Origin of the sequence: Streptomyces tropicalis (assembly GCF_029269835.1) — a bacterium.
In the GTDB taxonomy this organism is placed as follows: Bacteria; Actinomycetota; Actinomycetes; order Streptomycetales; family Streptomycetaceae; genus Streptomyces; species Streptomyces tropicalis.
In genome coordinates this window covers 137,382-158,045 of record NZ_JARJBB010000005.1, presented here as the reverse complement: position 1 = coordinate 158,045, position 20,664 = coordinate 137,382, and the positions used below count along the sequence as shown (strand labels likewise).

Annotated in this window: 16 protein-coding genes and 1 pseudogene; 10 read left to right on the top strand and 7 right to left on the bottom strand. The window is 70.6% G+C overall.

The window, feature by feature from the left end; genetic code table 11:
• The first annotated feature begins 215 nt into the window (after positions 1 to 215).
• The 5 genes from P3H78_RS12195 to P3H78_RS12175 all read left to right on the top strand — a co-directional run bounded on the left by P3H78_RS12195 (position 216) and on the right by P3H78_RS12175 (position 8,019).
• The gene (locus P3H78_RS12195) at positions 216 to 581 is read left to right on the top strand and encodes a hypothetical protein (RefSeq protein ID WP_276108939.1); all 366 of its coding nucleotides are present in this window, start codon (positions 216 to 218) and stop codon (positions 579 to 581) included.
• Positions 571 to 4,878: a DUF6531 domain-containing protein gene (locus P3H78_RS12190; RefSeq protein WP_276108938.1), complete on the top strand. Its 4,308-nt coding sequence runs from the start codon at positions 571 to 573 to the stop codon at positions 4,876 to 4,878. The genes P3H78_RS12195 and P3H78_RS12190 overlap by 11 nt, the downstream gene beginning before the upstream one ends.
• A gap of 701 nt (positions 4,879 to 5,579) precedes the next feature.
• Entirely contained in the window at positions 5,580 to 6,446 is an 867-nt protein-coding gene (locus P3H78_RS12185; RefSeq protein ID WP_276108937.1) for an RHS repeat domain-containing protein, read from the top strand.
• A gap of 279 nt (positions 6,447 to 6,725) precedes the next feature.
• The gene (locus tag P3H78_RS12180) at positions 6,726 to 7,268 is read left to right on the top strand and encodes a hypothetical protein (RefSeq protein ID WP_276108936.1); all 543 of its coding nucleotides are present in this window, start codon (positions 6,726 to 6,728) and stop codon (positions 7,266 to 7,268) included.
• Between the two features lie 124 nt (positions 7,269 to 7,392).
• On the top strand, positions 7,393 to 8,019 hold the full coding sequence (locus P3H78_RS12175; RefSeq protein ID WP_276109227.1) for a GntR family transcriptional regulator: 627 nt from the start codon (positions 7,393 to 7,395) through the stop codon (positions 8,017 to 8,019).
• Positions 8,020 to 8,195: 176 nt separating this feature from the next.
• On the opposite strand, the gene P3H78_RS12170 is transcribed toward P3H78_RS12175, so the two are convergent.
• From P3H78_RS12170 to P3H78_RS12160, 3 genes are all read right to left on the bottom strand, one after another.
• Complete coding sequence (locus P3H78_RS12170) at positions 8,196 to 8,552, bottom strand: cupin domain-containing protein (RefSeq protein ID WP_276108935.1); 357 nt, start codon at positions 8,550 to 8,552, stop codon at positions 8,196 to 8,198.
• Positions 8,549 to 9,340 (bottom strand): carbon-nitrogen hydrolase family protein, encoded by a 792-nt coding sequence (locus tag P3H78_RS12165; RefSeq protein WP_276108934.1) that lies wholly within the window; start codon positions 9,338 to 9,340, stop codon positions 8,549 to 8,551. The genes P3H78_RS12170 and P3H78_RS12165 overlap by 4 nt, the downstream gene beginning before the upstream one ends.
• 106 nt (positions 9,341 to 9,446) lie before the next feature.
• On the bottom strand, positions 9,447 to 10,811 hold the full coding sequence (locus P3H78_RS12160; RefSeq protein ID WP_276108933.1) for an MFS transporter: 1,365 nt from the start codon (positions 10,809 to 10,811) through the stop codon (positions 9,447 to 9,449).
• A gap of 135 nt (positions 10,812 to 10,946) precedes the next feature.
• Here P3H78_RS12160 and P3H78_RS12155 point away from each other — a divergent pair, with 135 nt between their 5' ends.
• The gene (locus tag P3H78_RS12155) at positions 10,947 to 11,633 is read left to right on the top strand and encodes a DUF2848 domain-containing protein (RefSeq protein ID WP_276108932.1); all 687 of its coding nucleotides are present in this window, start codon (positions 10,947 to 10,949) and stop codon (positions 11,631 to 11,633) included.
• 750 nt (positions 11,634 to 12,383) lie between these two features.
• On the opposite strand, the pseudogene P3H78_RS12150 reads toward P3H78_RS12155, so the two are convergent.
• The 4 genes and pseudogenes from P3H78_RS12150 to P3H78_RS12135 form a co-directional block, all read right to left on the bottom strand.
• Positions 12,384 to 12,833: pseudogene (locus P3H78_RS12150) on the bottom strand (DUF2804 family protein); the annotation flags it as partial.
• Between the two features lie 160 nt (positions 12,834 to 12,993).
• Positions 12,994 to 13,734 (bottom strand): class I SAM-dependent DNA methyltransferase, encoded by a 741-nt coding sequence (locus tag P3H78_RS12145; RefSeq protein WP_276108931.1) that lies wholly within the window; start codon positions 13,732 to 13,734, stop codon positions 12,994 to 12,996.
• Positions 13,735 to 13,847: 113 nt separating this feature from the next.
• Positions 13,848 to 14,690 (bottom strand): patatin-like phospholipase family protein, encoded by an 843-nt coding sequence (locus tag P3H78_RS12140; protein WP_276108930.1) that lies wholly within the window; start codon positions 14,688 to 14,690, stop codon positions 13,848 to 13,850.
• An 85-nt stretch (positions 14,691 to 14,775) separates the two neighbouring features.
• On the bottom strand, positions 14,776 to 15,405 hold the full coding sequence (locus P3H78_RS12135) for a TetR/AcrR family transcriptional regulator (RefSeq protein ID WP_498073045.1): 630 nt from the start codon (positions 15,403 to 15,405) through the stop codon (positions 14,776 to 14,778).
• Positions 15,406 to 15,727: 322 nt separating this feature from the next.
• On the opposite strand from P3H78_RS12135, the gene P3H78_RS12130 reads away from it, so the two are divergent.
• Genes P3H78_RS12130 through P3H78_RS12115 form a run of 4 tightly spaced genes read left to right on the top strand, consistent with a single transcriptional unit; the run spans position 15,728 to position 20,589 of the window.
• Positions 15,728 to 16,309, top strand: a complete 582-nt coding sequence (locus P3H78_RS12130) for a (2Fe-2S)-binding protein (protein ID WP_276108928.1) — start codon at positions 15,728 to 15,730, stop codon at positions 16,307 to 16,309.
• On the top strand, positions 16,306 to 17,319 hold the full coding sequence (locus P3H78_RS12125; protein ID WP_276108927.1) for an FAD binding domain-containing protein: 1,014 nt from the start codon (positions 16,306 to 16,308) through the stop codon (positions 17,317 to 17,319). The genes P3H78_RS12130 and P3H78_RS12125 overlap by 4 nt, the downstream gene beginning before the upstream one ends.
• Positions 17,316 to 19,457, top strand: a complete 2,142-nt coding sequence (locus tag P3H78_RS12120; RefSeq protein ID WP_276108926.1) for a xanthine dehydrogenase family protein molybdopterin-binding subunit — start codon at positions 17,316 to 17,318, stop codon at positions 19,455 to 19,457. Before P3H78_RS12125 ends, P3H78_RS12120 begins: the two co-directional genes overlap by 4 nt.
• The gene (locus P3H78_RS12115) at positions 19,450 to 20,589 is read left to right on the top strand and encodes an XdhC family protein (RefSeq protein ID WP_276108925.1); all 1,140 of its coding nucleotides are present in this window, start codon (positions 19,450 to 19,452) and stop codon (positions 20,587 to 20,589) included. Before P3H78_RS12120 ends, P3H78_RS12115 begins: the two co-directional genes overlap by 8 nt.
• Positions 20,590 to 20,664 lie beyond the last annotated feature (75 nt).

Sequence of the window (20,664 nt, the reverse complement as noted above, 5' to 3'; positions counted from 1 at the left end):
TGCCGGGGGTGCTGTCGCGAAGCGTCTCAGCCAGCTTCTCGCTACGGTCTCGGTAGTCACCCCAGCGGCGAGGGCGGAGACGGTGTCGGCGCCGTCGTTGCGGGGTGACGCCCGCGCCAGCACATTGCCTGCATGTTCCTTCGATATGACTATCTCTTGACTCGATTCCTCTAGGGTCGGAAGCCGCAGTTGCGAACCGGGGGGAGACGGCAGCGATGGGTGACGGCAAGGTCCCCGGCAAGGTACTGGACATCAAGACCGCCGACATCAAGGCGGCAGCGCCGACCTTCCAGCAGGGCGCCGTCGATCTGAGCAAGGCGCTGACCACTCTCATCAAGACCCTGGACGGCCTGGGCGAGCCGTGGGGTCATGACAAGCAGGGCAAGCAGTTCGGTGGCGTCTACAAGCCGCACCAGAAGTCGATCGAGAGCGCGACGGGGATCCTGGTGCTGGGGCTGACGAGCATTCACGAGGCGATGGCCGACATGGCGGACGGACACGTGGACCACGACGAGCTCGTCGCCGGCATGTTCACCAAGGTGAAGACCGACAAGCAGAGCGACGGTGCCGGTGAGCATTGAGGACAAGGCCCGCCACATCCTTCTCGACATGGGCCTGTGGTGGCCGGAGGCCGACTCCGGCAAGCTTCGGGATGCGGCGAAGGCGTGGCGTGCGTTCGCCGACTCCGTGGACGACGTCCGCTCCCCGGTGCACCGCAGCGCCTCCGGGATCATCCACAACAACACGGGTGAGTCGATCGAGGCGTTCCACAAGTTCTGGGACCGCTACGCGAAGGACGAGGACGGCGGCTGGCTGAGTGACCTCGCGAAGACCTCGCGGGACATGGCCAGTGCGCTGGACAAGTTCGCCGACGGCATCGACGACGCCATCAACAAGCTCTGGACGCGGATAGCCATCGACGCGGCCGTGATCGCGGGTGGTGTGGCGCTGGCCATCATGACCGCGGGCATCGCCTCGGGTGCGGCGGCAGCGGCGGCGGACGCGGTCATCGAGTTCGGCGCCACGATCGGCGTCGGGGTCTCCGCGGTGGTGGCCGACATCATCGGTGGTGCCTTCGCCGGTGTCGCGTTCGGCGGGGTCGAGTCGGTCACCGTAGACCTGGCGGTGGCCCAGCCGTTGCAGATGGCGACGGGTCTGCAGCACGGCTTCAGCCTGGACGAGGTCAACAAGGCCGCCGAGAACGGCATGATCTTCGGCGGAGCTCTGGGCGCGGGTGGCGGCCTGCTGAAGTCGAGCATGGAAGGCGGTCTCGCCGACACCACCCCGACGCTGCTGCGCCCTGCGTCGCTCCGCCCCGACCTGGTCGATCTGGGCCCGGCGGCCCGCAACGCCGAGGAAACTCCGTGCGTGGGTGAGCCGATCGACGTGGCGACCGGCGCCGTGCTGATGACGCAGACGGATCTGACCCTGCCGGGCACACTGCCGTTTCGGTTCACGCGCACTCATCTCTCCTCCTACCGGGGTGGTATGTGCTTCGGCACGACCTGGATCTCGACCCTGGACGAGTGCCTCCAGATCGACGGCGAGGGTGTCGTCTTCGCCGCGGCGGACGGCATGCGCCTGGTGTACCCGGTGCCGGAACCCGGCGTGCCCGTGATGCCGGCGAAGGGTGCCCGCTGGCCGCTGGAGTGGGACGGCAAGCCGGACGGCGCGATGACGGTCACCGACCCGTCGACGGGCGTGGTCCGCACCTTCGCCGCGCCGGTCCCGTCACCCTCCTTCGGCGTGTTCCACCTGGCCCTGGACTCTTGGACGGACCGCAACGGCAACCGCATCGACGTCGAACGCGACGACGAGGGGATCCCGTTCGGTATCCGCCACTCCGGTGGCTACTACGTCGCCGTCGACACCCAGGGCCCTCGCATCACGGCCCTGCGGCTGCTGGACCAGCCGCCCTCCCGCTACAGCCCCGGCGCCGTGCCCGGCGAGGGCACGGTCGTGATGCGCTACGGCTACGACGCCACCGGCAACCTCACCGAGGTCATCAACTCCAGCGGCAAGCCCCTGCGCTTCACCTACGACGCCGAGGGCCGCGTCACTCGCTGGACCGACCGCAACGGCACCTGGTTCGGCTACGTCTACGACGACCGCGGGCGGGTCGTCCGTACCGAGGGCGTCGACGGCATTCTCTCCGGCACCCTGACCTATGACGACGCGGCCCGTAGGACGACATACACAGACTCGCAAGGTCGTGTCTCGGTGCACCGCTACAACGCCGAGGGCCAAGTCGAGGAGGAGACGGACCCGCTCGGGCATGTCACGTATACCGCGTGGGATCAGTACGGAGCCCGGCCGGTCGCCGTGACGGACCCACTGGGGCACACCACGCGGTACACCTATGACGAATCAGGCAATCTGACCGCCCTCAACCTTGCCGACGGCTCGCTGGCTCAGGCTTCCTACAGTGAGCTCGACCTGCCGACCGAGGTGATCGAGCCAGGTGGCGCGACCTGGCATCACACCTACGACGAGCGGGGCAATCTGCTCAGGACTGTGGATCCGGCCGGCGCCGAGACGCGATACACGAACGACGAGGCAGGCCGTCCAACCGTCATCACCAATGCCCTCGGCCACACCCGTACGGTGGCCTACGATGCAGCGGGCCTGCCCATCTCCCTTACGGACGAACTAGGTCATACGACAATAATCCGCCGCAATGCGTTCGGGCGGGTCATCGCGGTGACCGATCCTCTGGGCCACACCACGCGCCTGGGCTGGACGACGGAGGGCAAGCCGTCCTGGCGCGAACAGCCCGACGGCACCCGCGAGTCGTGGACGTGGGATGCTGAGGGCAACCTACTCAGGCACACGGACGCGGCGAGCAACACGACCCGCCACACGACGACACACTTCGACGTGCCCGCCACCCGGACGGACCCGGACGGCGCCCACTACGCGTTCTCGTACGACACGGAAATGCGCCTGACGGGTGTCACCAACCCGCAGGGCCGGACCTGGTCGTACACCTACGACGAAGCCGGTCGACTGGTAGCCGAGACGGACTTCAATGGCCGCACGCTGACGTACATGCATGACCCGGCAAGCCGGCTGGCTTCACGTACTAACGGGGCGGGGGAGACGCTGAGCTTCGTCCGGGACGGAGCGGGTCGCGTCGTGGAGCAGCGCAGCGGCACAGGTGAGACGACGATCTTCGAGTACGGAGCGGACGGGCTGCTTGCTCGGGCGGCCAATCCAGACGCCGAGATAGTTCTAGTCCGGGACGCTCTCGGGCGCACTCTCAGCGAGGCTGTCGACGAAGACGTCACGGCCTACGTCTATGACCCGTTGGGCCGCTGTGCCCGTCGCGAGACCCCGTCCGGACTGGTCTCGCTGTGGGCGTACGATGCGGCAGGGCAGCCCTCGGAGCTTCGTTCGGAGGCGGGCACCCTGGCCTTCACCCATGATGCCGCCGGACACGAGACGGAGCGTCGTCTCGGTACCGAGGTTCTGCAGACCCAGTCGTGGGACGCGGCTGGCCGCCTGACCCGCCAGTCTCTCACCGCAGGTTCGGCCGATGCGCAGAATCTGCTTCAGCACCGCGTCTATGCATACCGCAGCGACGGCTATCTTGCAGAGGTCCCCGAGCTCACCACGGGTATCCGCCGCTTCGACCTGGACGCGACAGGTCGCGTCACGGGCGTACGCGCCCACGGTTGGACCGAGAAATACGCCTACGATCAGGTCGGCAATCTGGTGCACGCAGCGGCACCCGGCCATGACTCCGCCGGGGACCGAGACTTCGACGGCACTCTCGTCCGCCGAGCGGGCCGCAGCACTCACGAGCACGATGCCCAAGGGCGGCTGGTCCGCAGGACCCGCAAGCTCCTCAACGGACAGACCCGGACCTGGACGTTCATTTGGAGCGCCGAGGATCGCCTAGCCGAGGTCGGCACGCCGGAGGGTGAACGCTGGCGGTACGGGTACGATCCGCTCGGACGTCGCCTCTGCAAGTACCGTCTGGCGGAAGACGGAACTCAGGCCGATCGCACCGACTTCTCCTGGGACGACACCAGGCTGGCGGAACAGACCGGCCCGGACGGCAAGGTGACCACCTGGGACTACGAGCCCGGAACCCACCGGCCGATCGCTCAGACTGACCACCGGCGATCAGTCGTCGGGAGCACCTCCTCGTTTCTGGCCCGGCTGGCCGAGGAGTCTGCCCGCGACTGCGAAGCCGTGTTCCATGTAGTCGTCACAGATGCTGTAGGCACGCCCACCGAGCTGGTCACCGCCGAGGGCGAGACGACATGGCAGAGCCGGACTACTCTGTGGGGCACCCTCCTCACCGGCCCGACCGACCCCTCCTCCGCCGACTGTCGGCTGCGCTTCCCGGGCCAGTACGCCGACGCCGAAACCGGCCTGCACTACAACTACTTCCGCTACTACGATCCCGAGACAGCCTGTTACCTCAGCCAGGACCCCATGGGCCTGAAGCCGGCCCCCAACCCCTCGGTATACATCCGCCATCCAGGCACCTGGTCGGACCCGCTGGGTCTGTACGGCTGTGAGCTGGAGGACCTCGGGGGCGGCTGGTACCGCTCGCCTGAAGGATTGGACTACGGTCCGGGTTCGGCTGAGGGACACCGCATCACCCACGTCATGCAGCACACCCGGGATAACCCTGCGAAGCCCGCTCACGGAGTGTTCGACACCGGCAATCAGGGCGGGTTGGAGACGGTTGACGAGGCGTGGGGCCGACGCGCCATGGCGGTGTCGGTCAACCAGCAGGGCGCTCGTACCACCTACATCATCCCCATGGCCCGGCAGGTGGGCTACAACCCCGGGGAGGAATATCTTTCGATCACCGTCGAACACGGCAATGAAGTGATCACGGCCTTCCCGAGGAGCTGGAATTGATGGACAAGGTCGCCTGCGCGCACTGTGGCCAGGACTGGGTGCGTTGTTATGAGCGCAAGGACACGGGACAGAGGTTCTTTCTCTGCCCCGAATGCGAGTCCGTGTGGGACCTGGAGGACGACCTCCATGAGGACACAGACATGTACCTGAGCGAGTACCTACTGACTGGGGACCCCGCGAAGGACTGGGAAATCATCACTCCGTGTACCTGAGAAGGTCCACGGTAGTCAGCCATCCGCGGCTCCGGAAATCGAAACTGGATCGGTCACTTCCGTCCTGGTACGTAGCGCGGCGCACCTCACTGCTGCTTCAACCACCGTGGTCAACTTGAGAGGCCATGACCAAGGCACCGATGCTGGGCGCGCGTCGCGTCCGTTTAGCCTGGGGCTGTCTTTGCGGAGGTTGGCGGACACCAACAAGGACAATCCCAACCGGCAGGTGCGGTTGAGCTTCCTGGGGTGACCCCTGTGAGGTGACCGTAGCGTCGAATTCCGGCCGCGCCGAATGAGCCTTGTCGCTGCGTGATCGGCTCCCTGAGCGTGATGTTCGTGGGCACGCTCGGGGCGGCGGTGATCGAACCCCCAGAACCTTTCGGTCGCACGTGAGATTCGGCGGCCGGCTTCGCGGAGACGGACGGATTTTGCGTGAGTCAGTGACCGGGTCGGCGTATTTCCAAGCACCGCTTGGCCGAGGACGGTTCCGTGGCCGATCGTAGGGAATTCATCTGGGATGCCCTGTGTCTGGCCGAGCCGACCGCGCCGGACGGTTGGGTCACCACTTGGGACCATGCGCCGAACAGTCCCCGGCCGGTCGCTCAGACGGGGCACAAGCTAACCGCGACAGCCGACAACACGTCGTTCCCCGCGCAGTTGGCAGCGGAGTCGGCCCCTGAGCACGGCCCCCGGTTCCACAGCGTCGTCACCGACTCCGTCGGCACTCCCACGGAACTCGTCTCCGCAACCGGTGAGCTGGCCTGGCAGCGCCGTACCGGCCTGTGGGGCACCCATGTCCTAGCCCCGGACAAGGCCACGGAGTCGGTCGAGTGTCCCCTGCGTTTCCCTGGGCAGTACGCCGATTCTGAGACCGGCCTGCATTACAGTCTGCACCGGTACTACGATCCCGAGACAGCGCGGTACCTCAGCGCGGATCCACTGGGCCGCGTCCCCGCCCTTGATCACCACTCGTACGTACTGAACCCGCTGAGCTGGAGTGACGACCTTGGTCTGGCAGGGAAGGGACCTGCGGGGCCTCAGAACCCGCTGAATTTCGGGCAGGGGTACACGGGCCGGCGTGACCCCTTCCCCGTGGGCAACAAGGGAATGGACGTGGAAATTCACGTCTACGACAAAACCATGCGCGAAGTCGGATTGTTCAACAGTCAGGGATGGTTCAATAAGCGCGGCATCAAAGCCGCGGACGTCGAAGTCCCGCCCGCTGGGGAGAACGCCATCAAGGGCCGGATGATCTATGGACTGCGAAAGATCGGCCGAATCGGGCCCAAGGGGACCGAGGATATCAGAGGAGAAAAATTGAGGCGGCCACCTCTCGCCGCGGAAGGTTGCAAATGAAGTACGTTACGGCCGTTTGGGATGATGGCGGTTTCTACGTCGATCCCACGGAATATCTGGCCGAACTCCCCAAGTTTCAAGATCGGTTGCCCGATCGGGGCAAGGGAATTCGCGTCCGATTCCGCGCATTATGCTTTGGGTCACGGCAACAGTCGCTGCGTCAAGGACCTGGAACTGTCAGGTATTCAGGTGACTGCTGATAAAAGCGGAGGGCTGACGCTAACATTCTCCCCGAATCAGTAGAAGCGCGACGCTGGGTTGCGCATCAACGATTCAGGGGTGACGCATTTCTCCATCGACTATACGCATGCCATCGACTGGATGTTGGTTGACACCGTGCTCCTCGATGAGATCCTCCCGTACGAGGATGGTGGTTGCGTGCATGAAATCGCGCTCACCGACGCGTCGATCACCGTCCGCTGCGAGGATCTGAAAGCGGGCCTGCCCGAGCAGTGGGACTCGGCCCTCAACGCCCGGCTGGTGATTGATGCGTGCGACGTCGCCAGTTCGGGTGTCGACGGCGATATGGCCGCCTACGCCCGCAGCCTGCGGGCCGGCGGCGTCCCTGTCCCCGAGGTCGTCCGCAAGCGCGTCATCACCTCGGGTGAGAACCGGGGCAAGCGACCCTCGGTCGCCCTACCGTCCACCGCATGCTCGCAGAGGGCGCTGACGGCAGCGAGTGAGCCCCGACGCCTGTCAGAGCCTCAAGGTCAACTCATTGTCCTTTCGGCGTGTATCCGGTGTACACCCCGCTATGGTTCAGCGCCGGCCGTTGCGGCCCCGTGCCGATGTGGGCGACGCGAAGGTCTCTGGCCGGGGTGATCTTCCGGTGACGGCCCTTCGGCGAGGCTCGGAGGGCTTTGGGAAGTGCCGCCGTAGGACGCTCACCGTGGTAGGGGCGTGGTAGCGTTTGTATACAAATTGTATGCGATCTATGGGGGTTGCCGTGCCGTCCGGTCGGGAAAGGGCGTACACGTATCTCAAGGACACGGTGCTGACGGACCCCGAGATGCAGGGAGTCTTCCTGTCGGAGCAGGAGCTCGCCGACCGGATCGGTGTCTCCCGTACGCCGATCCGGGAGGCTCTGCTGCAGCTCGCGGCCGAGGATCTGGTCGAGCTCGTTCCCAAGCGGGGCGCCCGGGTGGCGCCGTTGACGGGGCGGGAGATCCGCGAGCTGATGGAGCTGCGGGGCATCGTGGAGCGGTACGCCGCCCAGCAGCTCGTCTCCGGTGGCGGAGCGCCGGTCGCGGAGCTGCGGAACCTGCTGGAACGGCAGCGTGAACTCACCGGGGAGGATCAGGCCCGGGAGTTCATCGCTGTGGACCACCGGTTCCACTCGGCACTGGTGTCCGCCGTCGGCAACACGCTTCTGGACCGGCACTACGACGGTCTGCGAAGCCGCCAGGTCCGCGCCGGAGTGGTGGCCCTCTTCAACCGGCAGGGACGTCAGGAAGCCGTGCTGGAGGAACACGGGGCCATCCTGGACGCCCTGGCCGCCGGTGACGCCCAGGCGGCGTGTGCCGCCATCGACCACCATCTGGGGTCGACGCTCAAGGTGCTGCTCGCCGGCTGAACGTACGCGGTCAGGCGGCTGGACCCGTGGTGGAACGGTCCGGGGCCACCTGTGCGTCAGATCTTCCCCGGCGCTCGGGCCACCCCGGTGACGCTGGACCGGTCCGTTCCCCCCGCCGCGCCTTCGTTGGCTCGCCGGCCGCCGCATCGGGGGTCGGACTTACCTCGGTCCCTCGATCACCGCCGGCCCGGCTCGGGATAGGTGATCACCAGCATCGTGACACCGTCCTGCGACGTCCAGGGGCCGTGCGGCATCCCGGGAGGGCGGCACGCGTACATGCCCGCGGTGAAGGTCCGGCCCAGTGTCAGGTCGTGCAACGTTCCCTCGACCAGGTAGACCTCCTCCCAGAAGTCGTGGCGCGCCACGCCCTGTGCCGAGGTGTCGGTGGTGCCCGGCGCCCACCGGACGAGCGCGGTACGGCACCCGCGCTCGGGGTCATCGGCCAGGACCCGCTCCTCGACGCCCGGGCCGGCACCGGCCGGGGTGTTCCACCGTCCGTCGGGGAGGTGGAATTCGAGCTCGGGCTTGCTCACCGCCACACCTCCGGACGCCGGTTGGCCAGCACAGAGGTCTTCTGCCGGACCGCGGTGACCTCGTCGACGTCCAGGTCGGCCAGCAGCAGCTCGGGCTCGGCACCGAGAGAGTTCCGGACCGTGCCGTCGGGGCCGACGACCTGGCTGTGCCCGATGCCCGTCGGCAACGGGCCTGCCGGAGTGCCCGGGCGGGCCTGGTCGACGGCGGCGAGCCATACGGTGGCGTCCAGTGCGCGGGCCCGCAGCAGCAGCTCCCACTGCGCGAGCTTGCCGGGCCCTGCTCCCCAGGAGGCGGCCAGCAGCGTGCCGACGGCTCCGGCGTCGGCGTGGGCCCGGAACAGTTCCGGGAAGCGGACGTCATAGCAGGTGGCCAGGCCCAGCCGTGTGCCGTCCACGTCGATCACCGTCGTGGTGGAGCCCGGGGCGACGGTCCCGGACTCGCGGTAGCCGAAGGCGTCGTAGAGGTGGATCTTGTCGTACGACGCCTCGACGCCGGCCCCGGTGGCCAGCAGGGTGTTCGCCACTCTGCCGTCCGGGGCCGGGGTGAACATGCCGGCGACGACCACCGTGGAGGTGGCCCGGGCGATCTGCCGTACCCCGTCGGCCCAGGGACCGTCCAGGGGCTCGGCGAGCGGGGCCAGCGGGGTGCCGAAACAGGCCATCGACGCCTCCGGGAAGACTACGACGCGGGCTCCGGCGTCCGCGGCGCGCCGTGTCCATTCCTCGACGAGACGGAGGTTCTTTTCGGGATCGGGACCGGTGATGAGCTGGCTCAGGGCGATCCGCACGGTGCGGTTCCTCCTTGGCGGGACGGGGGTCGGGGAAGTTGCAGGAAGACGGACGGACAGCAACGGACAGCAACGGACGGAAACCGAGGGAAGCGTCCAGTGCGGGTCAGCGGTGTCCGGTGGCGTCTGCCGTGGCCCGGGTGTCCGGCGCGGCCAGCCGGGCGTCCTCGTCGACGGCGGAGTCGGGGCTGCGCCCCAGGCAGACTCCGGCGAGGGATACGGCCGAGGCGAGGGCGATGTACGCGGCCAGCGGCAGCCAGCTGTCGTAGGCACTCAGCAGGCTGGTGAACAGCAGCGGTGCGACGGCGCCGCCGATGATCCCGGCCAGCGTGTAGGCGAGGGAGGAGCCGGTGTAGCGCAGCCGGGGCGAGAACTGTTCGGCGATGAAGGCGGCCTGTGGTCCGTACAGCAAACAGTGGATCACGAGACCCCCGACGACACCGGCGGCGAGTGGCAGCCACGCGCCGCCGCGGACCATCGGGAAGAAGACGAAGGGCCACACGCCGGCTGCCACCGCGGCGCAGCCGTACAGCAGGCGTCGGTCCACTCGGTCGGAGAGGGCGCCAGCAAGCGGCATGAAGAAGACCTGGAGCGAGGAGCCGATGAGGACGGCCGCGAGGGCGGAGCCGCGCGACATACCGAGTTGCTGGGTGGCGTACGTAAGGACGAACACGGTGAACATGGCGTACAGCACGTCCGGGCCGACGCGGCAGAGGGTCGCAGCGAGCAGCGCTCGTGGCTGGGTGGTGAGGACCTCGCGGATCGGCGCCTCGGGACGGGAGTGTTCGGCCTCCATCGCCTTGAACACCGGTGTCTCCTCGAGCTTCGCCCGGATCCACAGCCCGAACCCGACGAGCACCCCGGAGAGCAGGAAGGCGATGCGCCAGCCCCACGACTCGAACTGTGCATCGGTCAGCAGTGCGCCGAGGGCGGCCAGGACGCCGTTGGCCAGCAGGTTTCCGGCGGGCGGGCCGACCTGCGCGGCGGACGCGTAGAAGCCGCGGCGGCGCGGGTCCCCGAACTCACTGGACAGCAGTACGGCGCCGCCCCACTCACCGCCGACACCGACGCCCTGGGCGAAGCGCAGCACGACCAGGGCGATCGGGGCGGTCACGCCCGCCGTCGTGTACGCGGGGAGGACGCCGATCAGGAAGGTTGCCACGCCGATGAGGACCAGCGTGGCCATCAGCACCTTCTTGCGGCCGATCACATCGCCGAGGCGGCCGAAGACGACCCCGCCGAGCGGGCGCGACACATAGCCGACCGCGTAGGTGGAGAACGCCAGGAGCGTTCCGGTGAGCGGGTCCTCCGAGGGAAAGAACAGCTTGCCGAAGACCAGGGCGGCCGCCGCGGAGTAGACGGCGAAGTCGTACCACTCCAGGGTCGTGCCGGTCAGGCTCGCGGCGAAGGCCCGGCCGACACCGGAGTGCCTGTCGTCCGCCCTCGCGTCGTCCTTCGAGGTGTCGCGCATGGTTCCCATCCTTGCTCGGGGACATCGACCTTCTGGCATACTTCTTGTATACAGACCGTATGCGCAAGCCCTGCGCGAGAAACCGACCGCGGAGAATCCCTCCTGCGGTCTCACCCGATCTGTGGGAGTGCCCTCATGGCCGTGCTGACCTTCGAACTGCCCGACGGATCGACGCGCGAGGTCGACGTCGTCCAGGTCCTCAACGCCGGGTACGCCGGACGCAGTCAGGCGGACGTCGCCGCGCACGTCGCGGAGCTCGCCGAGCTGGGCGTGCCCGGTCCTTCCGTGACCCCGGCCCTCTACCCCGTCTCTCCTTACCTGGCCCAGCAGACCGACCGGGTCCTGGCGCAGCACGCGCGTACCTCCGGGGAGGCGGAGTGGGCGCTCGTGGTGGCGGCCGGCGGGGAGCTCCTGCTGACGGCCGCCTGCGACCACACCGACCGTGACCTCGAGGTGCACGGCGTGGCCTGGAGCAAGAACGCCGGCCCGGACGTCCTCGCCCGCCGCGCCTGGCTCTTGGCCGACGTCGAGACCCGCATCGACGAGCTCACCCTGCGCGCCTGGGTCACCCACGGCGACCAGCGGACCGAGATCCAGCACGGTACTCTCGCCGAACTCCTCACTCCCGCGTACTGGGTCGACGTCCTGCGTTCACGCGGCGCGCTCACGCCCGGCACGGTCCTGGTCTCCGGCACCATCCCCATGGCCCCTGGCGTCGACCAGTTCGCACGTGGCTGGAGCGTGGAACTGGGCGACCCCGTCACCGGGGACACCATCCGCCTCGACTACGACGTCCAGCCGATGCCGGCACCTATCGGCTGACACGACGGCCCGCTTGATTCAGGCGGCTGCCTCCACGGACGCCGTAGGAGGAGCGCGGGGCGTTCTCCCCACGAGCTCACCGAACCCCTGCTGCCGCTCCCGCACAGGTGCTCCCGCCTACCCCGATGGTTGTTGTACCCACCGGGACCTCTTCCTCTGGCATGCCCTTGTCCTTCCGGACGTGTGTCCTTCCGGACGTGACCGCTGTATTTCCCCTGTTCGGGCAGGGGATCAGTATCTCGGCGGGAGCGCTGCCGTGTCGTTCTACTCGGCGGAGAGCGCCGGTACCCGTCGGTGATGGGTTTGTCGGCTCTACGACATTCCGCTGCTCACGTTCGGCCGGCCGGCCGAAGCCGCCGGAGCCAGGGGTGGCCGGCCGCGACGACATCTCAAGCATCCGACAGGCGCAGGCTGAGCCGGCTGTGGGGCGGCCTGATCGCTCGCTCGCCCGTCGTTCCTGAACGGCCGTGCGGGGCAGACGCATCGGCAGCCGTCGTCGAGTGCATGAGAAGGCGGAGGCCGTCCGACCCCCGACGCCGTCACCTGCACGCAGCGAGTGCCGTCCGAACCTGAGTTGAGTCACCCGCGGAAGACGGGCTGCGGGCAAGGGCTCGAGCGCAGCGTCCAGGGGCCCTTGCAGGACCGGTCGACGGCCCTGGGCGCAGCCGCCGCCGCGGGGCACGATCGGCAGCGCCGGCCGGAAGTGCCTCACGCTGCGTGGACCGGGTGCGTAAGGTACCAGCGGTCCCGGAGCGGGAGACGCTGCGGGCTCAGACAGCAGGCCCGCAGCCGGGTGGCGGTGCCCTCGCCGTCGATCCCGATCCGCACCCGGCCCCTGGCCGGCCGCCGCGGTCCGACCACGAGCGCGGGGGAGCCCGGAGCGCCCGCGACGGTGTCGGGGAGACGGACGCCGAAACCGCCGGGCACGATCGCGGTGCGCTCGAGCTCCCGTGACACAGGCCCGTATTGCAGGACGTAGATCGAGGTCAGGGCCAGGTAGTCGAGGTCGCTCACGGTGAGGGCCACGAGGTGGGCCGGCGTGGTCACGCACCAGTACTCCCAGCGCTTCGTCCGCCCCCAGCCGGGAATCCGGCAGCGGTGCAGTGGTCGGCGTGACCAGCCGACCGCGGACGGCTCGAGGCGTCCGTCGCCACGGCACAGGTCGACGGGAGCGGTGATCTCACGTTCGTGCGTGGCCATGGGCGGACCCTATCGGCGGCCCTGGCAGAGGGAGGCGGACACCGAGAGGGACGATCCGAAGCGTCAGGCGCGGCCGAGCTTCCTGGACCGGCCTGCGGCCGGAACCCGGCCGATCGGCCGCCGGCCTTCAGCATCCGCTGGGCGGACGGTCCGGTGGCGCTCACCCCGCCTTGCGCCACACCGAGACGTGTTTCCGGGAGTCCTGGGTGAACGGTGTGCCGTCCCAGTCGGCGACGCGGCGTTCCAGAGTGAGGCCCGCGATCCGCGCCATCAGGTCCAGCTCCGCCGGCCATGCGTAGCGGTGGCGTGAGGCGGTGCGGCGGTAGCGGCCGTCGTCGCCGTCCTGGGTGAGGTGGTGCGAGACGAGGACCTGCCCGACCAGGTCGAAGGTGTCGAAGCCGACGTGCCGTTCGGAGACGTCGAACGGCACGGCGACCTGCTCGGGCGGCAGGAACCGGAGTGGTGGCACGCCCAGCTCGATGACGAAGCGGCCGCCCGGCCGCAGATGGCGTGCGGCGTTGCGGAAGCACTCGACCTGCTCGTCCTGGGTGAGCAGGTTCGTGATGGTGTTGTAGACGAGGTAGACCAGGGAGAACTCGCCGGGCACCACGGTGGTGGCCATGTCCCCGAGGGTGACGGGGAGCCGCCCCTCGTCGACCTTGCGCCGCAGTACCGCGGCCATGTGCGCGGACAGCTCGATCCCCGACACGGGGATGCCGAGCTCCCGGAGCGGGACGCCCACCCGCCCTGTTCCGATCGCGAACTCCAGTGCCCGGCCGTCTCCGGCGAGGTCGGCGAGGAAAGCCAGTGCTGGGCCGAGGGCGGCGGCCGAGGAGATCCCGGCCTCCTCGGCGTCGTAGCGCTCGGCGGTGGCGTGGCCCCACAGTTCACTGCTCGTCATGAGCGGCCACTCTGCCGGACGGGGCGGGTGGCGTCGAGACAATTGCCGGCGCTCGGAGATCGAGGGACGGCGCCCGGCGCCCGACCCGAGGCCGGGCGCCCGGCCGCGCCGGCTCAGGCGCGCTGCCAGTCGATCGTCAGGCCGCGTCCCTGGGCGCGCCCCGCCTCCGCGGCCGGCCGGCGGGTGGCCGGGTCCAGGGCGTTGCTGCCGATCGCGGCCTTCGACGCCTCGTCCGGCTCCACGAGCGCGACCTCCGCGCCCTGCGCCCGCAGGTCGGCGACGGCGCGTTCCAGCGGCTGGTCGCTCGGGAAGGGCTCGGTGCCGCCCATGGGTACGACGATCAGCACGCGCGAGGCCCCGGCGGCGTAGTCGGCGTTGGCGATGGAACGGACGCCTCCGTCGACGTAGCGGCGCTCGCCGATCGTCACCGGCGGCCAGATGCCGGGCACGGCGCAGCTGGCCGCGACGGCGTCCACCAGGTCCACGCCGGACGCGCTGTCGAACACCCGCGGCTCGCCGCTCACCGCGTCCACCGCGACGATCCTCAGGGCGCGCGCCGGCCAGCCGTGCGCGGGCAGTCGCGACTCGATCACCGCCCGGCGCTCCGGCTCCGCGACGGTCTTGGTGCCGAGCGCGAACCTTCCGACGGCCTGCCGCAGCTCCACGATCGACGTGGCGCTGCCCGCCGCCGCCCCGATCTCCGCGGCGAACGCCTCCAGGTCCATCTCGGCCATCAGCTCGGCGTTCTGCAGGGCCGGGTCGACCTGGCGTGCGTACAGCTCCTCCAGCGAGAGGCCGCTGCCCAGCTGGGCCGCCACGGTCGAGCCGGCCGAGGTGCCCACGATCAGGTCGGCACCGGTGGCGTCCCGGCCCGCGTCGGCCAGTCCGGCCAGCAGCCCGGTGATCCACGCGATGCCGCCGACACCGCCGCCGCCCAGTACCAACGCCTCCGTCATGCCCGCCCCTTCGCCGGTCCGCTCCGTCGTCGGCGCGCAGAGCCGGCCGATGCCGGGGCGCGTCCGTTCGCACCCTAATGCCTCGTCAGAGATGCGCCCCCGCCGCACCGCCCGGTGCGCCGGGGTCTGCTTGGCCGGGGGCGCCCGCGCGCAGTCCGTCCATGACCAGGTCGAGCAGGCGGCCGGCGCGTGGCTGCCAGTCGCCGTGCGGGTCGATCTGCCACAGGCCGGCGATGGCGAGCACGAAGTCGTCGGCGGTCACCCCCGGCCGTATGGTCCCGGCCGCCTCGTTGGCGCGGAGCAGGAGCTCGGCGGCAGCGGTCACGGGGGAGTTGCTGGGCTTCGCGGGTCCGCCGGGCGCGCCGGTGGCCTGCCGGAGCGCGTCCGCCAGGCCCGCCTTGGCCATGGCGAACTGGGCGAGGCGGTCCATCCACTCCCGCAGGGCCCGGTCCGGCTCGCGGCTCTCCAGCAACTGGGACGCACTGTCGGCGACCTGGTGCATCTCGTGGCGGTAGATCTCCAGGACGAGAGCCTCGCGGTGCGGGAAGTTGCGGTAGAAGGTGCCCTGTCCGACCCCCGCCTTCTTGGCGATCACGCTCAGCGGCGTGTCCGCGGAGCGGGTCAGCTCGGCGAGGGCGACCTCCAGGATGCGCTCGCGGTTGCGCTGGGCGTCCGAACGCAGCGGCGCGTCCTTGGCGTCCTTCTTCTCCTGCACTCGTCCTCCTCGCGGGCGCATGTCCGGAACCCGGTCTTGCTAAGCGGACAACTGTCCGGTACGTTGGATGCATAACGGACACATGTCCGCTTGCTTCCACCATAGCGACGGACGGCCCCGGTGCACCCGGTCGGCCCACCGTCCCCCGGGGCACCCCCGCCGGTGTCCCCGAGTCCGCACCTCCGTCCCGAGACACCGCGTCCGGCGCCCAGGTCGTGTCCGGCGCTCAGCCCCCGAGTCCCGACGCCCACCGGCTCCTGATGCCTCTGCCCCACCGGACGGTCCCGAGGACCCGGTCCGGACATGCGAAGGAAGGCTCCTCATGGCCCCATCGACGTCCAGCGCCATCACCCTGAACATCAACGGCGAGAAGTACCCGCTGTCCGTCGACCACCGCACCACCCTGCTCGACGCACTCCGTGAGCGGCTCGACCTGACCGGCACGAAGAAGGGCTGCGACCAGGGCCAGTGCGGCGCGTGCACGGTGCTCGTCGACGGGCGCAGAGCGGTGTCCTGCCTGCAACTGGCGGTCGCGGCCGAGGGGCGTGAGATCACCACCATCGAGGGCGTGGCCGAGGGCGAGCGGCTGCACCCCGTGCAGCAGGCGTTCCTGGACCTCGACGGCTACCAGTGCGGGTACTGCACACCGGGCCAGATCTGCTCCGCCGTGGCGATGATCGAGGAGCACGCGGCGGGCTGGCCCAGTGCGGCCACTGACGACGTCCGGCCCGAAGCCGGACCGCCGTCCCTGACCGCCGACGAGATCCGCGAGCGGATGAGCGGCAACCTTTGCCGCTGCGGAGCCTATGCGTCGATCGTCCAGGCGGTCGCCCGAGCGGCCTCCGCGCCGGCACGGAGCGACGGCCGGACGGGCGTCGCGCACACCGAGGAGACCGTGGCATGAAGGAATTCGGCTATCGCAGGGCTTCCGACGTGGCGGGCGCCGTCGCCCTGCTCGGCGCCGACCCGGACGCCCGCTTCCTCGGCGGCGGCACCAACCTCGTCGATCTGATGAAGGCGGGCGTCGAGCGCCCCTCCCACCTCGTCGACGTCCGCGAACTCCCCCTGGACGACATCGAGCCCACCCCGGACGGCGGCCTGCGCATCGGCGCCACCGTCACCAACAGCGAGCTGGCCGCCCATCCCGAGGTCCGCCGCCGGTATCCGGCACTCGCACAGGCGGTCCTCGCGGGCGCCTCCGGACAGCTGCGCAACATGGCGACCGTCGGCGGCAACCTCCTGCAGCGCACCCGCTGCGGCTACTTCACCGACGTCTCCCAGCCCTGCAACAAGCGCGCGCCCGGCACCGGCTGCCCGGCTGTCGAAGGCGTGCACCACAACCACGCGATCCTCGGCGCCTCCGATCACTGCGTCGCCGTCCACCCGTCCGACATGGGCGTGGCGCTGAGCGCCTTCGACGCCGTCGTCTCCTACGAGACCGCCGACGGCCCCGGGGACGTGGCACTGAACGACTTCTACCTGCCCGTCGGCGACACCCCGCACCGCGAGACAGCCCTGCCCGACGGGGCGCTGATCACCGGCGTCACCCTCCCACCGGCGCCGGCCGCCGCCCGCTCCCGGTACCGCAAGGTGCGCGAACGCGCCTCCTACGCCTTCGCGATCGGCTCCGTCGCCGCCGCGCTGGACATCCGCGACGGCATGGTGCGCGAGGCCCGCGTGGCCCTCGGCGCGGTGGCCTCCCGGCCCTGGCGGGCCCGCGCCGCCGAACGGGTGCTGACCGGCGCACCGGCCGACGCCGCCGTCTTCGCCGCCGCCGCGGACGCCGAACTGGCCGCGGCCCGGCCACTGCCCGACAACGCGTACAAGGTGACCCTGATGCGCAACCTCGTCGTCGCCGTGCTCACCGAACTCGCCGAGGACGGCACCCGATCCGCCGAGGAGGCCGCACGATGAGCACCGCCACGACCCGGGCCACGCCCGCACCGGCCGGTTCCGTCGGCACCGCCCGCACCCGTGTCGAGGGCCGGGACAAGGTCACCGGCGCGGCGCGCTACGCAGGCGAAGTGCCCTTCGCCGACCTGGCCCACGGCTGGCTGGTGCTCTCCACCGTCGCCCGCGGCCGGATCCTCTCCATCGACAGTGGAGCCGCGCTCGCGCTCCCCGGTGTCCTCACCGTGCTGCACCACGGGAACGCCCCGCGCGTCGACGTCGACTTCGTCGGCCTCCTGGGCACCAGGCCCGACCCGACGTGCGCCCTCTTCCAGCACGACCGGGTACCCCACATGGGCTGGCCGGTCGCACTCGTCGTCGCCGAGACCTCCGAGCAGGCCCGCGAGGCCGCCGAGACCCTCGTCGTGCAGTACGAGAAGGAGGACCACGACGTCGCCTTCTCCGCCGCGCACCCCGACGCGTACGCCATGGACGGCGTCATGCCCGCCGTCACCGGCAAGGGCGACCTGGACGCCGAAATCGCCGCGTCCGCCACCGTCGTGGACGCCGAGTACACCACCCCGGAGGAACACCACAACCCGATGGAGCCGCACGCGGCCACGGCCCGCTGGGACGACGGCCGGCTCGAGGTCGTCGACTCCAATCAGGGTGCCGGCTGGGTGCAGGGCGAACTGGCGAAGCTGTTCCAGATGGACCCCTCCGCCGTGCGGGTGCGCTCCGAGCATGTCGGCGGCGGCTTCGGCAGCAAGGGCGTCCGTGCCCACCAGGTGGCCGCCGTGATGGCCGCGACCGCCCTGCAGCGACCGGTCCGCGTCGTGCTCACCCGCCGTCAGATGTTCACCCTCATCGGGTACCGCAGCCCCACCGTCCAGCAGGTGCGGCTCGGCGCCGACGCGGACGGCCGCCTGAGGGCCCTGGAGCACCGCTCCCTCAGCGTGACCTCCACCGTGCACGAGTTCGTCGAGCCGGCCGCCGGCGTCGCCCGGGCGATGTACGACGCCGACGCCCACCACACGGCCAACCGCGTCGTGCGCCTCGACGTGCCGACGCCCACCTGGATGCGTGCCCCCGGCGAGGCACCGGGATCCTTCGCCCTGGAGTCCGCCCTCGACGAACTCGCCGAGGGCTGCGGCATCGACCCCGTCGAACTGCGCCTGCGCAACGAACCGGACAGAGGCCCGGTCTCCGGCCTGCCCTTCGCCAGCCACAATCTGCGTGCCTGCTTCCAGGAGGGCGCCCGCCGCTTCGGCTGGGCGGAGCGCGACCCGCGACCCGGCCTGCGCCGCGAGGGCCGCTGGCTGCTCGGCACCGGTACCGCCGCCGCCTCCTTCCCCGCCGGGGCCGCACCCTCCACCGCCGTCGCGACCGCGGAGCCCGACGGGTCCTTCACCGTCCGGATCGCCGCGGCCGACATCGGCACCGGCGCCCGCACCGCCCTCACCCAGGTCGCCGCCGACGCCCTCGCGGTACCGCCCGACCGGGTCCGCGTACGCATCGGGGACAGCGACTTCGGGCCGGCGATGATCGCCGGCGGGTCGATGGGCACCCGCTCCTGGGCATGGGCCGTCACCGCGGCCGCCGAGGAACTGCGCGAGCGGCTCGCCCTCGGCAGCGACATCCCCGCGGAGGGCATCACCGTCCGCTCCGACACCTCCGCGGCCGTCGGCGCCCTCGCCCGGAAGGAACGGCACGCATACGGCGCGCAGTTCGCGGAGGTCGCCGTGGACGTCACCACCGGCGAGGTCCGGGTCCGGCGCATGCTGGGCGTGTTCGCGGCCGGCCGGATCGTCAACCCGTTGACCGCGCGCAGCCAGTTGACCGGCGGCATGATCTGGGGCATCTCCATGGCCCTGCACGAGGAGTCCGTCCGGGATCCCGCCACCGGCGGCCATGTCGGCGCCGACCTCGCGGGCTACCACGTGGCCACGCACGCCGACGTCCCCCTCGTCGAGGCCGACTGGGTGGACGACCCGGACCCGGACGACCCGGTCGGGATCAAGGGCATCGGGGAGATCGGCATCGTCGGCGCCGCCGCCGCGATCGCCAACGCGGTCTGGCACGCCACAGGTGTCCGGCACCGCCACCTCCCCATCAGGCCCGACCGTGTGCTGGCAGCCGGCACGGGAGCGCCACGTGCTTGACATCGCCGAGGAACTGCACCGCTGGGCCGAGGAGGGGCGGTCCTTCGCCGTCGCCACCGTCGTGGCCGTCGGCGGCAGCGCCCCGCGCGGCCCCGGTGCGGCCCTCGCCGTCGACAGCGGGGGCACGGTCGTCGGCTCGGTCTCCGGAGGCTGCGTGGAGGGAGCGGTGTACGACCTCTGCGTCGAGGCGCTCGCGGACGGCCGGACCCGGCTCGAACGGTTCGGGTACAGCGACGAGGACGCCTTCGCCGTCGGTCTGACCTGCGGCGGGACCATCGAGGTCCTGATCACCCCGATCAGGTCCGAGGCACCGGTCCGCGCGCCGCTGCGCTCGGCGCTCGCGGCCGCCGTCCGCGGGGAGCCGGCGGCGGCCGTCCGGGTCGCCCGGGGCCCGGCGGCGCTGCTGGGGCGCATGCTGGTCGTCCGGTCCGACGGGACCGCCGAGGGCGGCCTGGGCGCCGGGCCCGAGGTGGACCGTGCGGCGGCCGCCGCGGCGCGCGCCCTGCTCGACGCCGGCCGCACCGGCACCGTCGACGTCTCGGAGGACGGCTCGCACTGCCCCGGCGGATTCACGCTGCTCGTCGAATCGCGCCTGCCGCCGCCCCGCATGATCGTCTTCGGGGCGGTCGACTTCGCCGCGGCACTGGTGCGGGCGGGCGCCTTCCTCGGGTACCGGGTGACCGTGTGCGACGCCCGGCCCGTCTTCGCCACCCGGGCCCGCTTCCCGGAGGCGGACGAGGTCGTGGTCGACTGGCCGCACCGCTATCTGCGGCGCACCGACACCGACGCCCGCACCGTCCTGTGCGTGCTCACCCATGACGCCAAGTTCGACGTGCCGCTGCTCAAGGAGGCGCTGGGGATGCCCGTGGCGTTCGTCGGGGCGATGGGCTCGCGCCGCACCCACGAGGACCGCAACCAGCGGCTGCGGGAGGCGGGCGTCGGCGAGCGGGAGCTGGCCCGGCTCAGATCGCCGATCGGCCTCGACCTCGGAGCCCGTACGCCGGAGGAGACCGCGCTGTCGATCGCCGCGGAGATCGTCGCCGTCCGCCGCGGAGGGTCGGGCACCCCGCTGACCGGCTCGCGTCTGCCGATCCACCGGGACGGCGCGGAGCGGGAGAGCGAGGCGGCGTAGGGCGGATTCGCACGGCGGCGGTCCGGGTGCCCGGGGCGGGACGGCGACGTGAGGCCGCCCCGGCTCGGGCGGTCC